This is a genomic window from Pseudomonas parasichuanensis (assembly GCF_021601385.1).
GTDB classification, from domain to species: Bacteria; Pseudomonadota; Gammaproteobacteria; order Pseudomonadales; family Pseudomonadaceae; genus Aquipseudomonas; species Aquipseudomonas parasichuanensis.
In genome coordinates, this window is sequence record NZ_BQHO01000046.1 from 18616 (window position 1) to 32459 (window position 13844).

At 60.2% G+C, this 13844-nt stretch carries 15 protein-coding genes; 14 read left to right on the forward strand and 1 reads right to left on the reverse strand.

Going from position 1 to position 13844, the window contains the following annotated elements:
* Nucleotides 1–15 precede the first annotated feature (15 nt).
* The 14 genes from L6D77_RS25040 to glmS all read left to right on the forward strand — a co-directional run bounded on the left by L6D77_RS25040 (nucleotide 16) and on the right by glmS (nucleotide 13289).
* Entirely contained in the window at nucleotides 16–807 is a 792-nt protein-coding gene (locus tag L6D77_RS25040; protein WP_110994053.1) for a ParA family protein, read from the forward strand.
* Between the two features lie 9 nt (nucleotides 808–816).
* Nucleotides 817–1689 (forward strand): ParB/RepB/Spo0J family partition protein, encoded by an 873-nt coding sequence (locus L6D77_RS25045; RefSeq protein ID WP_232885465.1) that lies wholly within the window; start codon nucleotides 817–819, stop codon nucleotides 1687–1689.
* Between the two features lie 149 nt (nucleotides 1690–1838).
* The gene (locus tag L6D77_RS25050) at nucleotides 1839–2246 is read left to right on the forward strand and encodes a F0F1 ATP synthase subunit I (protein WP_232885466.1); all 408 of its coding nucleotides are present in this window, start codon (nucleotides 1839–1841) and stop codon (nucleotides 2244–2246) included.
* A 16-nt stretch (nucleotides 2247–2262) separates the two neighbouring features.
* Nucleotides 2263–3132: a F0F1 ATP synthase subunit A gene (atpB, locus tag L6D77_RS25055; RefSeq protein ID WP_232885467.1), complete on the forward strand. Its 870-nt coding sequence runs from the start codon at nucleotides 2263–2265 to the stop codon at nucleotides 3130–3132.
* Nucleotides 3133–3275: 143 nt separating this feature from the next.
* Nucleotides 3276–3533, forward strand: a complete 258-nt coding sequence (gene atpE, locus L6D77_RS25060) for a F0F1 ATP synthase subunit C (protein WP_003097235.1) — start codon at nucleotides 3276–3278, stop codon at nucleotides 3531–3533.
* Nucleotides 3534–3590: 57 nt separating this feature from the next.
* Complete coding sequence (locus tag L6D77_RS25065; RefSeq protein WP_232885468.1) at nucleotides 3591–4061, forward strand: F0F1 ATP synthase subunit B; 471 nt, start codon at nucleotides 3591–3593, stop codon at nucleotides 4059–4061.
* Between the two features lie 12 nt (nucleotides 4062–4073).
* The gene (locus L6D77_RS25070; RefSeq protein WP_232885469.1) at nucleotides 4074–4610 is read left to right on the forward strand and encodes a F0F1 ATP synthase subunit delta; all 537 of its coding nucleotides are present in this window, start codon (nucleotides 4074–4076) and stop codon (nucleotides 4608–4610) included.
* Between the two features lie 21 nt (nucleotides 4611–4631).
* Nucleotides 4632–6176 carry a F0F1 ATP synthase subunit alpha gene (gene atpA, locus L6D77_RS25075; protein ID WP_110994047.1) on the forward strand — a complete coding sequence of 515 codons (1545 nt, stop codon included), beginning with the start codon at nucleotides 4632–4634 and terminating at the stop codon, nucleotides 6174–6176.
* Between the two features lie 48 nt (nucleotides 6177–6224).
* A complete protein-coding gene (gene atpG, locus L6D77_RS25080; protein ID WP_003253195.1) occupies nucleotides 6225–7085 on the forward strand; it encodes a F0F1 ATP synthase subunit gamma in 861 nt (286 codons plus the stop codon).
* Nucleotides 7086–7112: 27 nt separating this feature from the next.
* A complete protein-coding gene (gene atpD, locus L6D77_RS25085) occupies nucleotides 7113–8489 on the forward strand; it encodes a F0F1 ATP synthase subunit beta (RefSeq protein WP_016489910.1) in 1377 nt (458 codons plus the stop codon).
* 44 nt (nucleotides 8490–8533) lie between these two features.
* Nucleotides 8534–8953, forward strand: a complete 420-nt coding sequence (locus tag L6D77_RS25090; protein ID WP_232885470.1) for a F0F1 ATP synthase subunit epsilon — start codon at nucleotides 8534–8536, stop codon at nucleotides 8951–8953.
* Between the two features lie 124 nt (nucleotides 8954–9077).
* The gene (gene glmU / locus L6D77_RS25095; RefSeq protein WP_232885471.1) at nucleotides 9078–10445 is read left to right on the forward strand and encodes a bifunctional UDP-N-acetylglucosamine diphosphorylase/glucosamine-1-phosphate N-acetyltransferase GlmU; all 1368 of its coding nucleotides are present in this window, start codon (nucleotides 9078–9080) and stop codon (nucleotides 10443–10445) included.
* A gap of 228 nt (nucleotides 10446–10673) precedes the next feature.
* Nucleotides 10674–11441: a DeoR/GlpR family DNA-binding transcription regulator gene (locus L6D77_RS25100; protein WP_232885472.1), complete on the forward strand. Its 768-nt coding sequence runs from the start codon at nucleotides 10674–10676 to the stop codon at nucleotides 11439–11441.
* Between the two features lie 12 nt (nucleotides 11442–11453).
* A complete protein-coding gene (glmS, locus tag L6D77_RS25105) occupies nucleotides 11454–13289 on the forward strand; it encodes a glutamine--fructose-6-phosphate transaminase (isomerizing) (RefSeq protein ID WP_232885473.1) in 1836 nt (611 codons plus the stop codon).
* 353 nt (nucleotides 13290–13642) lie between these two features.
* On the opposite strand, the gene L6D77_RS25110 is transcribed toward glmS, so the two are convergent.
* The coding region (locus L6D77_RS25110) for a hypothetical protein (protein ID WP_236170189.1) at nucleotides 13643–13844 on the reverse strand (202 nt) is incomplete at its 5' end.

Below are 13844 nucleotides of genomic sequence, written 5' to 3' on the forward strand. Positions count from 1 at the left end.
GGAACACACGCAACAATGGCTAAGGTATTCGCAATCGCGAACCAGAAAGGTGGTGTGGGCAAGACCACCACCTGTATCAATCTCGCCGCATCGCTGGCCGCGACCAAGCGCCGCGTGCTGCTGATCGACCTCGATCCACAGGGCAACGCCACCATGGGCAGCGGTGTGGATAAGCACGAGCTCGAACATTCGGTGTACGACCTGCTGATCGGGGAGTGCGACCTGACCCAGGCCATGCACTACTCCGAGCACGGTGGTTACCAGCTGCTGCCGGCCAACCGCGACCTTACCGCCGCCGAGGTGGTGCTGCTCGAGATGCAGATGAAGGAAAGCCGCCTGCGCAACGCCCTGGCGCCGATCCGCGAGAGCTACGACTACATCCTCATCGACTGCCCGCCGTCGCTGTCGATGCTCACCCTCAACGCCCTGGTCGCCTCCGATGGCGTGATCATCCCCATGCAGTGCGAGTACTACGCACTGGAAGGGCTCAGCGACCTTGTGGATAACATCAAGCGCATCGCCGCACGGTTGAACCCGGCATTGAAGATCGAAGGCCTGTTGCGGACCATGTACGACCCGCGCCTGAGCCTCAACAACGATGTGTCGGCGCAGCTCAAGGAACACTTCGGCGACCAGCTGTACGACACGGTGATCCCGCGCAACATCCGCCTGGCCGAGGCGCCGAGTTTCGGCATGCCGGCGCTGGCCTATGACAAGCAATCCCGTGGCGCGCTCGCCTATCTTGCGCTTGCCGGGGAACTGGTTCGCCGTCAGCGCCGTCCATCACGCACTGCACAAACAACTTAAGGAATCCGCATGGCCATCAAGAAACGCGGTCTCGGACGTGGGTTGGATGCACTGCTCAGTGGTCCTTCCGTCAGCGCGCTCGAAGAGCAGGCTGTCAAGATCGACCAGAAAGAACTGCAACAGCTGCCGGTGGAGCTGATCCAGCGCGGCAAGTACCAGCCTCGCCGTGACATGGACCCCGAGGCGCTGGAAGAACTGGCGCACTCGATCCGCAACCACGGCGTCATGCAACCGATCGTGGTCCGCCCTATCGGCGACAACCGTTACGAGATCATCGCCGGTGAGCGCCGCTGGCGCGCCACCCAGCAGGCCGGCCTGGACAGCATTCCGGCCATGGTCCGCGAGGTGCCCGACGAGGCTGCCATCGCCATGGCGCTGATCGAGAATATCCAGCGTGAGGACCTCAACCCGCTGGAAGAAGCGATTGCCCTGCAGCGCCTGCAGCACGAGTTCGAGCTGACCCAGCAGCAAGTGGCCGATGCCGTCGGCAAGTCGCGGGTGACCGTCGCCAACCTGCTGCGCCTGATCTCGCTGCCCGAGGCGATCAAGACCATGCTCGCCCACGGCGACCTGGAGATGGGCCACGCCCGTGCCTTGCTCGGTCTTGAAGAAGATCGTCAGGAAGAAGGGGCGCGTCATGTTGTCGCACGTGGCCTCACCGTGCGCCAAACCGAGGCATTGGTGCGCCAGTGGCTCAACGGCAAATCTGATCCGGTCGAGCCGAGCAAACCTGATCCGGATATCGCCCGCCTCGAACAGCGTCTGGCAGAGCGCCTGGGCTCGGCGGTACAAATCCGCCATGGCAACAAGGGCAAGGGCCAGTTGGTCATCCGTTACAACTCGCTTGACGAGTTGCAAGGTGTGCTAGCACACATCCGCTGAAACAATTCCCGTTGTAGCGTGCAGTCGGAAATCACTACCCAATAGTTGAATAGGGGTTAATCCGCCCCTATACTCTGCGCGCATTTTGTCGGCACAAATTATGCCAAGTCATTGCTGACCAGGTAGTCGACTTCCGAGGAGCAGTTGTGATGGAAATCCGCACGCCAAACCGCCTGCCTTTCCATCGCTGGGCGGTTTTTCCGGTACTGCTGGCTCAATTTGTAGTGCTTCTGTTGGCAACATTGGTGTTGTGGCAGTGGAAAGGGGTAGTCAGTGGATATTCAGGCCTCTGCGGAGGGCTGATTGCCTGGCTGCCCAATATGTATTTCGCCTGGAAGGCTTTTCGCTTCAGCGGAGCCCGAGCGGCGCAGGCCATCGTCAAGTCGTTTTACGCTGGCGAGGCAGGCAAGATGATTTTGACGGCAGTGCTGTTCGCACTGACCTTTGCAGGAGTGAAGCCATTGGCGCCGCTGGCAGTATTCGGCGTCTTCGTGCTGACCCTTATGGTCAGCTGGTTCGCGCCCCTGCTGATGAATAAAAGACTTTCGAGACCTTAGGGCGTTTGAGGCAACCATGGCAGCAGAAACCGCTTCGGGCTATATCCAGCACCACTTGCAGAACCTGACCTACGGTCAACTACCAGACGGCAGCTGGGGCTTTGCCCATTCGGCTGCAGAAGCCAAGGCAATGGGCTTCTGGGCGTTCCACGTGGACACCCTTGGCTGGTCGGTTGCGCTGGGCCTGATCTTCCTGTTCATCTTCCGCATGGCGGCGAAGAAGGCGACCTCCGGCCAGCCTGGCGGTCTGCAAAACTTTGTCGAAGTGATGGTCGATTTCGTCCACGGCAGCGTGAAGGACTCCTTCCACGGCCGCAGCCCGGTGATCGCCCCGCTGGCGCTGACCATCTTCGTCTGGGTATTCCTGATGAACGCCGTCGACCTGGTACCGGTCGACTGGATTCCTCAGCTGGCGATCCTGATCTCCGGTGACCCGCACATTCCGTTCCGCGCCGTGTCGACCACCGACCCGAACGCCACGCTGGCCATGGCCTTCAGCGTGTTCGCCCTGATCATCTTCTACAGCATCAAGGTCAAGGGCCTGGGCGGTTTCATCGGCGAGCTCACCCTGCACCCGTTCGGTAGCAAGAACATCTTCGTGCAGATCCTGCTGATCCCGGTGAACTTCCTGCTCGAATTCGTCACCCTGATCGCCAAGCCGATCTCGCTGGCACTGCGTCTGTTCGGCAACATGTACGCCGGCGAACTGGTGTTCATCCTGATCGCCGTGATGTTCGGTTCCGGCCTGCTCTGGCTGAGCGGCCTGGGTGTGGTGCTGCAATGGGCGTGGGCGGTGTTCCACATCCTGATCATCACCCTGCAAGCATTCATCTTCATGATGCTGACCATCGTCTACCTGTCGATGGCGCACGAAGATAACCATTAAGACCGCCTGGCGTGTCTGATAGCCTTCCCCGCCCGTTTGGGGGAGGGCTTAAAAAGTCCGCAAGGGCATGCTGTACCAAACGATTTGTTTTACCGCTTCAAACTAAAAACCTAACCAATACGACGTAAAAGTCGGGAGGAAAGATGGAAACTGTAGTTGGTCTGACCGCTATCGCTGTTGCTCTGCTGATCGGCCTGGGTGCTCTGGGTACCGCCATTGGTTTCGGCCTGCTGGGCGGCAAGTTCCTGGAAGGCGCTGCTCGCCAGCCAGAAATGGTTCCAATGCTGCAGGTCAAAATGTTCATCGTTGCCGGTCTGCTCGACGCCGTAACCATGATCGGTGTTGGTATCGCTCTGTTCTTCACCTTCGCAAACCCCTTCGTTGGTCAGATCGCCGGCTAATCACTCGTTTTTACGAGTTGATTGCTGTGATGAACAAAGACCGAGCGAGGTGTTGGCGTGAACATTAATGCAACCCTGATTGGCCAATCCGTTGCTTTCCTGATTTTTGTACTCTTCTGCATGAAGTACGTATGGCCTCCGGTCATCACTGCCCTGCAAGAGCGCCAAAAGAAGATTGCCGACGGCTTGGACGCTGCCAACCGCGCAGCTCGCGACCTGGAGCTGGCCCAAGAGAAAGCGGGTCAGCAACTGCGTGAAGCGAAGGCACAGGCAGCTGAAATCATTGAGCAAAGCAAGAAACGCGCTGCTCAGCTTGTAGACGAAGCCCGTGAACAGGCTCGCGTCGAAGCTGACCGTGTGAAGGCTCAGGCTCTGGCCGAGATCGAACAGGAACTGAACAGCGTCAAAGACGCCCTGCGTGCCCAAGTGGGTGCCCTGGCCGTTGGCGGTGCTGAAAAGATCCTTGGCGCCACAATCGATCAAAACGCGCATGCGGAGCTGGTTAACAAACTGGCCGCTGAAATTTAAGCGAGGGCGATCATGGCAGAACTGACCACGTTGGCCCGACCTTACGCTAAGGCTGCCTTCGAGCACGCCCAGGCCCATCAGCAACTGGCCAATTGGTCAGCCATGCTCGGCCTGGCTGCTGCGGTGTCGCAAGACGACACCATGCAGCGCCTGCTCAAGGCCCCGCAACTGACTAGCGCAAACAAGGCCGCCGCATTCATCGAAGTGTGCGGTGACAAGTTCGATGCACAGGCACAGAATTTCATTCATGTTGCCGCGGAAAACGACCGTCTCCTGCTGTTGCCGGAGATTGCCGCCCTGTTCGACCTGTACAAGGCCGAGCAAGAGAAATCCGTGGACGTGGAAGTCACCAGTGCTTTTGCGTTGAACCAAGAACAGCAAGACAAACTCGCCAAGGTTCTCAGTGCACGGCTCAGCCGGGAAGTGCGCCTGCACGCGACGGAGGATGCCAGCCTGATCGGCGGCGTCGTTATCCGCGCCGGCGACCTGGTAATCGATGGCTCGGTTCGCGGCAAAATCGCGAAACTGGCCGAAGCATTGAAATCTTGAGTTTGAAGGGGCAGCAGAGCAATGCAGCAACTCAATCCTTCCGAAATTAGTGAAATCATCAAGGGTCGCATCGAGAAACTCGATGTCGGCTCCCAAGCCCGTAACGAAGGTACCGTTGTTTCGGTATCCGACGGTATCGTGCGGATCCACGGTCTGGCCGACGTCATGTACGGCGAAATGATCGAGTTCCCTGGCAGCGTGTTCGGCATGGCCCTGAACCTGGAGCAAGACTCCGTAGGTGCAGTGATCCTGGGTGCCTATGACACCCTCGCCGAAGGCATGAGCGCCAAGTGCACCGGCCGCATCCTGGAAGTTCCGGTTGGTAAGGAACTGCTGGGTCGCGTCGTTGACGCACTGGGCAACCCGATCGACGGTAAAGGTCCTCTGGGCAACACCCAGACCGACGCCGTCGAGAAAGTGGCCCCAGGCGTGATCTGGCGTAAGTCGGTAGACCAGCCTGTACAGACTGGCTACAAGTCCGTCGACGCCATGATCCCTGTCGGCCGTGGCCAGCGCGAGCTGATCATCGGTGACCGTCAGATCGGCAAGACCGCCATGGCCATCGACGCCATCATCAACCAGAAAGACTCCGGTATTTTCTGCGTTTATGTTGCAGTCGGCCAAAAGCGTTCCACCGTTGCCAACATCGTTCGCAAGCTGGAAGAAGCCGGCGCCCTGGCCAACACCATCGTGGTCGTTGCCAGTGCTTCGGAATCCGCCGCATTGCAGTTCCTGGCGCCATACGCCGGCTGCACCATGGGCGAGTTCTTCCGTGACCGCGGTGAAGACGCCCTGATCGTCTACGATGACCTGTCCAAGCAGGCCGTTGCCTACCGTCAGATCTCCCTGCTGCTGCGCCGTCCACCAGGACGTGAAGCGTACCCAGGCGACGTGTTCTATCTCCACTCCCGTCTGCTGGAGCGTGCATCGCGCGTTTCGGAAGAGTACGTCGAGAAGTTCACCAACGGCGCAGTCACCGGCAAAACCGGTTCCCTGACCGCTCTGCCGATCATCGAAACCCAGGCTGGCGACGTTTCCGCGTTCGTTCCGACCAACGTGATCTCGATCACCGACGGTCAGATCTTCCTGGAATCGGCCATGTTCAACTCGGGCATCCGCCCTGCAGTGAACGCCGGTGTTTCGGTATCGCGCGTAGGTGGTGCCGCTCAGACCAAGATCATCAAGAAGCTGTCCGGTGGTATCCGTACCGCTCTGGCTCAGTACCGTGAACTGGCTGCATTCGCCCAGTTCGCTTCCGATCTGGACGAAGCGACCCGCAAGCAGCTGGAGCATGGTCAGCGCGTAACCGAGCTGATGAAGCAGAAGCAGTACGCGCCAATGTCGATCGCCGACATGGCCCTGTCGCTGTACGCCGCTGAGCGTGGTTTCCTGACTGACGTAGAAGTCTCCAAGGTCGGCAGCTTCGAGCAAGCGCTGATCGCCTTCTTCAACCGTGATCACGCCGAACTGATGGCCAAGATCAACGTGAAGGGTGACTTCAACGACGAAATCGACGCTGGCATGAAAGCCGGTATCGAGAAGTTCAAGGCCACCCAGACCTGGTAAGCCGCAGCGGGGGCTCCGGCCCCCGCTTGCTAACCTGATAGGTGATACATGGCAGGCGCAAAAGAGATTCGCAGTAAGATTGCGAGCATCAAAAGCACGCAAAAAATTACCAGCGCCATGGAGAAAGTGGCGGTCAGCAAGATGCGCAAGGCACAAATGCGCATGGCTGCTAGCCGTCCTTACGCGGAGCGTATCCGCCAGGTGATCGGTCATCTGGCCAACGCCAACCCGGAATACCGCCACCCGTTCATGATCGAGCGCCCTGTAAAGCGCGCCGGTTATATCGTGGTGAGCAGTGACCGTGGTCTGTGCGGTGGCTTGAACACCAACCTGTTCAAGGCCCTGGTCAAGGACATGAGCGCAAACCGCGAACAGGGCGTGGAAATCGACCTGTGCGTGATCGGCAGCAAGGGTGCGACTTTCTTCCGCATCTTTGGCGGCAACGTTGTAGCCGCGATCAGCCACCTGGGCGAAGAGCCATCGATCAACGATCTGATCGGCTCCGTCAAAGTGATGCTGGACGCCTACCTGGACGGCCGTATCGATCGCCTTTCGGTGGTTTCGAACAAGTTCATCAATACCATGACCCAAAAACCAACGGTCGAGCAATTGGTACCGTTGGTGGCAACCCCGGATCAGGATCTCAAGCACCACTGGGATTACCTGTACGAACCCGACGCAAAAGAGCTGCTGGACGGCTTGATGGTGCGTTACGTGGAGTCGCAGGTGTACCAGGCGGTGGTCGAGAACAACGCTGCTGAACAAGCGGCCCGGATGATCGCCATGAAGAACGCCACAGACAACGCCGGTGATTTGATCAAAGAGCTGCAGTTGATCTACAACAAGGCGCGTCAGGCTGCGATCACCCAGGAGATCTCGGAAATCGTCGGCGGCGCTGCCGCGGTTTAACGGTTCAAAAATTCAGAGGATCCAGCTATGAGTAGCGGACGTATCGTTCAAATCATCGGCGCCGTCATCGACGTGGAATTCCCACGTGACGTCGTGCCGAGTGTTTACAACGCGCTGAAAGTACAAGGCGCGGAAACCACCCTGGAAGTTCAGCAGCAGCTGGGCGACGGCGTGGTTCGTACCATTGCGATGGGCTCGACCGAAGGCCTGAAGCGCGGTCTGGATGTCGTTGACACCGGCGCTGCCATTTCCGTTCCAGTTGGTAAGGCCACTCTGGGCCGTATCATGGACGTTCTGGGCAACCCGATCGACGAAGCCGGCCCGATCGGCGAAGAAGAGCGTCGCGGTATCCACCAGCCAGCGCCTTCGTTCGCTGACCAGGCAGGCGGTAACGACCTGCTGGAAACCGGCATCAAGGTTATCGACCTGGTTTGCCCGTTCGCCAAGGGTGGTAAGGTTGGTCTGTTCGGTGGTGCCGGTGTCGGCAAGACCGTAAACATGATGGAACTGATCCGTAACATCGCCATGGAACACAGCGGTTATTCCGTGTTCGCTGGTGTGGGTGAGCGTACTCGTGAGGGTAACGACTTCTACCACGAGATGAAGGACTCCAACGTTCTCGACAAGGTAGCGCTGGTCTACGGTCAGATGAACGAGCCACCAGGAAACCGTCTGCGCGTAGCGCTGACCGGCCTGACCATGGCTGAGAAGTTCCGTGACGAAGGTAACGACGTTCTGCTGTTCGTCGACAACATCTATCGTTACACCCTGGCCGGTACCGAAGTATCCGCACTGCTGGGCCGTATGCCTTCGGCAGTAGGTTACCAGCCGACCCTGGCCGAAGAGATGGGCGTGCTGCAAGAGCGCATCACTTCGACCAAAGAAGGTTCGATCACCTCCGTCCAGGCCGTATACGTACCTGCGGACGACCTGACCGACCCGTCGCCAGCGACCACCTTCGCCCACTTGGACGCCACCGTCGTTCTGTCCCGTGACATCGCCTCCCTGGGTATCTACCCAGCGGTCGACCCACTGGACTCGACTTCGCGCCAGCTGGACCCGAACGTGATCGGCAACGAGCACTACGACACCGCTCGTGGCGTTCAGTATGTTCTGCAGCGCTACAAAGAGCTGAAGGACATCATCGCCATCCTGGGTATGGACGAACTGTCCGAGACCGACAAGCAACTGGTAGCCCGCGCTCGTAAGATCCAGCGCTTCCTGTCGCAGCCGTTCTTCGTGGCCGAAGTCTTCACCGGCTCGCCAGGCAAGTACGTTTCGCTCAAGGACACCATCGCTGGCTTCAGCGGCATCCTCAAAGGTGACTACGACCACCTGCCAGAACAAGCGTTCTACATGGTCGGCAGCATCGACGAAGCGATCGAGAAAGCCAAGAAACTGTAATCCCGGCGCCCCGCAAGGGGCGCTAATCAGGTTGAGGCAAGCAGATGGCTATGACAGTCCATTGCGACATCGTCAGCGCGGAAGGAGAGATCTTCTCCGGCCTGGTCGAGATGGTAGTTGCGCACGGTAACCTGGGTGATCTTGGTATCGCTCCGGGCCACGCGCCGCTGATCACCAATCTCAAGCCTGGTCCGATCACGCTGACCAAGCAGGGTGGCACTCACGAGGTGTTCTACATCTCCGGTGGCTTCCTCGAAGTGCAGCCGAACATGGTCAAGGTTCTTGCCGACACCGTGCAGCGTGCTGCCGACCTGGACGAAGCTCAGGCTCAGGAAGCCCTCAAGGCTGCTGAGAACGCGCTGAACACTAAAGGCTCGGACTTCGACTACGGCGCTGCTGCCGCACGTCTGGCCGAGGCTGCAGCTCAGCTGCGTACTGTCCAGCAAATGCGCAAAGGCAAGTAATCTGGCTTGTGCCGGTCACCTGCATTGCGATTGAGTTAAAGGGTAGCCTCGGCTACCCTTTTTCTTTTTCAAGAATTTAGTCCCCGGTCATTCCCCCTGACCGCCCAGGATTGGTAGCCAGTCAATGTCCCTCGATATCGTCATTCTCGCCGCAGGCCAAGGCACCCGTATGCGCTCGGCGCTGCCCAAGGTGCTGCACCCGGTTGCCGGCAACTCCATGCTTGGCCATGTTATCCACAGCGCCCGCCAGCTGCAGCCCACGGGTATTCACGTGGTCATTGGCCATGGCGCGGAGCTGGTGCGTGAACGCCTGGCCGCGGACGACCTGAACTTCGTCATGCAGGACAAGCAGCTGGGCACAGGCCACGCCGTGGCCCAGGCCCTGCCGGCAATCACCGCCGATACCGTGCTGGTGCTGTATGGCGACGTGCCGCTGATCGAGGTGGAAACCCTGGAGCGCCTGCTGGCCAAGGTCAGCGCCAGCCAACTGGGCCTGCTGACGGTCAACCTCGCCGACCCGACTGGCTATGGCCGCATCGTGCGTGACGCGCAAGGCCATGTCACCGCCATCGTCGAGCACAAGGATGCCAGCGAAGCGCAGAAGGCAATCAAGGAGGGCAACACCGGTATCCTCGCCATGCCGGCGGCGCGCCTGGCCGACTGGATGGGCCGCCTGTCCAACAACAACGCCCAGGGCGAGTACTACCTCACCGACGTGATCGCCATGGCCGTGGCCGATGGCCTGGTGGTCGCCACCGAGCAGCCCCACGACCCGATGGAAGTGCAGGGCGCCAACGACCGCCGCCAACTGTCGGAGCTGGAGCGTCACTATCAACTGCGCGCTGGCCACCGCCTGATGGCTCAGGGCGTCACCCTGCGCGACCCGGCGCGTTTCGATGTGCGTGGCGAGGTCACTGTCGGGCGCGATGTGCTGATCGACGTCAACGTCATCCTCGAAGGCAAGGTGGTCATCGAGGACAACGTGCAGATCGGCCCCAACTGCGTGATCAAGGACAGCACCCTGCGCAAGGGTGTGGTGATCAAGGCCAACAGCCATCTCGACGGTGCGGTGATGGGCGAGGGCAGCGATGCCGGCCCGTTCGCCCGCCTGCGCCCAGGCAGCGTGCTGGAGGCCAAGGCCCATGTGGGTAACTTCGTCGAGTTGAAGAACGCGCACCTGGGCGAAGGGGCCAAGGCAGGCCACCTGACCTATTTGGGCGATGCCGAGATTGGCGCGCGTACCAATATCGGTGCAGGCACCATCACCTGCAATTACGACGGCGCCAACAAGTTCCGCACTGTGATGGGCGAGGACGTGTTCATCGGCTCCAACAACTCGCTGGTGGCGCCTGTGGAAATCCAGGCCGGTGCCACCACTGCCGCGGGCTCGACCATCACCCAGACGGTCGAAGCCGGCCAGCTGGGCGTGGCCCGTGCGCGCCAGCGCAATATCGAAGGCTGGAAGCGGCCGGAGAAGCTCAAGAAGAGCTGAGTTATCCACAGCGCTTTTTGCACAGGCCGGCTTATGTGAATAAGCCGGCTTTTTTGTGGCTGTGCATGTGGGAGCGGCTTTAGCCGCGAAACAGGCGCCGTCGTGGATGGCACCGGCTTTGCCAGTGTTCGCGGCTGAAGCCGCTCCTACAGGGTAACCACTTGACTAAACGGCTCTCTTAGGTTTTGATTGCGCCACTTAACTTTCGAATCGAAACTTAAAACTGCCATGTCGAAACGAAACACTCCCCAGCGCCGCCACAACATCCTGGCTTTGCTCTCCGAGCAGGGCGAGGTGAGCGTCGATGCCCTGGCCAAACGTTTCGAAACCTCGGAAGTGACCATCCGCAAGGACCTCGCCGCCCTGGAAGCCAACGGCCTGCTCTTGCGCCGTTACGGTGGAGCCGTGACCATGCCCCAGGAGCTGCTGGTGGATACGGTGCAGCCGGTGTCGCAGTACAAGCAGGCCATTGCCCGTGCAGCCGTCGAACGCATCCGTGAACATGCGCGCATCATCATCGACAGCGGCAGCACCACCGCAGCGATGATCCCCCAGCTTGGGCGCCAGCCGGGCCTGGTGGTGATGACCAACTCGCTCAACGTGGCCCGTGCCATCAGCGAGCAGGAACACGAGCCGGTGCTACTGATGACCGGCGGCACCTGGGACCCGCATTCGGAGTCGTTCCAGGGCCAGGTGGCCGAGCAGGTTCTACGCTCATACGATTTCGACCAGCTGTTCATCGGCGCCGACGGCATCGACCTGGAACGTGGTACCACCACCTTCAACGAATTGCTGGGTCTGAGCCGGGTCATGGCCGAGGTGGCCCGCGAGGTGATCGTGATGGTCGAGTCGGACAAGGTCGGCCGCAAGATCCCCAACCTGGAGCTGCCCTGGAGCAGCGTCAGCACCCTTATTACCGATGATCGCCTGCCCGCCGAGGCACGCGACCGCATTCAAGCCCGCGGCATCAATCTGATCTGCGCCGCTATCAGCTAGGAGCAACAACTCATGTGTGGAATCGTTGGTGCCGTTGCCGAGCGCAACATCACAGCCATCCTCATCGAAGGCCTCAAGCGCCTGGAATACCGCGGTTATGACAGTGCCGGCCTGGCCGTCTACAGCCAGCAGGGTGGCCTTGAGCGCCGCCGCCGTATCGGCAAGGTCAGCGAGCTGCAGGCCGCCGTTGCTACCGACCCGCTGGCCGGCCAGCTGGGCATCGCCCACACCCGTTGGGCCACCCACGGCGCTCCAACCGAGGGCAACGCCCACCCGCACTTCTCTGGCCATGACGTGGCCGTGGTGCACAACGGCATCATCGAAAACCACGAAGCCCTGCGCGAAGAGCTCAAGCAGCTGGGTTACGTGTTCACCTCGCAAACCGACACCGAGGTGATCGTTCACCTCATCCACCACCTGCTCAAGACCATCCCGGACCTGACCGACGCCCTCAAGGCCGCAGTCAAGCGCCTGCACGGCGCCTATGGCCTGGCCGTGATCAGCGCCAGCCAGCCAGATCGCCTGGTCGCTGCCCGTAGTGGCAGCCCGCTGGTGATCGGCCTGGGCCATGGCGAGAACTTCCTGGCCTCCGACCAGTTGGCCCTGCGCCAGGTCACGGACCGCTTCATGTACCTGGAGGAAGGTGATATCGCCGAAATCCGCCGTGACCAGGTACAGATCTGGGACCAGGCCGGCCAGCCGGTTCAGCGCGAGACGGTGCAGTACCACGAAGGCGCCGAGGCGGCAGAGAAGGGCAACTATCGCCACTTCATGCTCAAGGAAATCCACGAGCAACCGACCGTGGTGCAGCGTACCCTCGAAGGCCGTCTGGCCAAGGACCACGTGATGGTCCAGGCCTTCGGCCCGCAGGCCGCCGAGTTGTTCGCCAAGGTGCGTAACGTGCAGATCGTTGCCTGTGGCACCAGCTACCACGCCGGTATGGTCGCCCGTTACTGGCTTGAAGAGCTGGCCGGCATTCCCTGCCAGGTGGAAGTGGCCAGCGAGTTCCGCTACCGCAAGGTGGTGGTGCAGCAGGACACCCTGTTCGTCTCCATCTCGCAATCCGGCGAAACCGCCGATACCCTGGCCGCCCTGCGCAATGCCAAGGAGCTGGGCTTCCTCGGTAGCCTGGCGATCTGCAACAAGGGCATCAGCTCGTTGGTGCGTGAATCCGACCTGACCCTGCTGACCCTGGCCGGCCCAGAGATTGGCGTCGCCTCCACCAAGGCCTTCACCACCCAGCTGGTGTCGCTGATGTTGCTCACCCTGGCTTTGGGCCAGGTGCGTGGCACGTTGGAGGCTGGTGTAGAAGCGGAACTGGTGGAAGAGCTGCGCCGCCTGCCGGCCCGCCTGAGCGAAGCCCTGGCGATGGACGGTGTGGTGGAGAAGATCGCCGAGCTGTTCGCCGACAAGCACCACACCCTGTTCCTTGGCCGTGGCGCACAGTACCCGGTGGCCATGGAAGGCGCGCTCAAGCTCAAGGAAATCTCCTATATCCACGCCGAAGCCTACCCGGCCGGTGAGCTCAAGCATGGCCCGTTGGCGTTGGTCGACAACGACATGCCGGTGGTCACCGTGGCGCCGAACAACGAGCTGCTGGAAAAGCTCAAGTCCAACCTGCAGGAAGTGCGCGCCCGTGGTGGCGAGCTGGTGGTGTTCGCTGACGAAAACGCCGGCATGAGCAACGGCGAGGGCACCCACGTGATCAAGGTGCCGCACATTTCCGACGCCCTGGCGCCGATCCTCTACACCATCCCGTTGCAACTGCTGTCGTATTACGTTGCCGTGCTCAAGGGCACCGACGTCGACCAGCCGCGTAACCTGGCCAAATCGGTGACGGTCGAGTAAGGCTGTAGCGAAGGTATTCCTTTTAGATTTAGGGAATTAAACCTGTCGCAAGGGAAATAAAGCTGTCGCGGGTAACCCTGTTCGTGACCAATCCGGGTTGGCGGGGTGCAGTGATGCACGCCGTTGTCCCGACTTGGAATTACGCCTCAGAATCTAATTGACAGGTGTGTCACGCTGTATAGGCTTGTAGTCGAGGACTGCAACTGCGCATCCGTTGGGACTGGGTACCAGCAAGGCCCCCCCGCAATTTCGGCAGCAGAGAATGCTGGTTTCTCTGAAGTAGTGACGACGGGCATAGCCGGTCGGATTCTGAACCCAAGGTCGCAAGGCTGGGAGTTAAAGGATCGCTGCGACTACTCCTCGAACCTTCCGAAAAGGCACCTTTGGGTGCCTTTTTTACACCTTATTTCTGGCAATGTTTGCTCAACTGTTGGCGCTGATGGAAAATTGACCCACCCTGCCGATTGAAATTTGACCCAGGGCGGATTGCTGATTTTGTTACCAGCAACTGTGGATAAGTCTACCAGCGCAGCTGCTGTTGCCCCCACTCCTTCG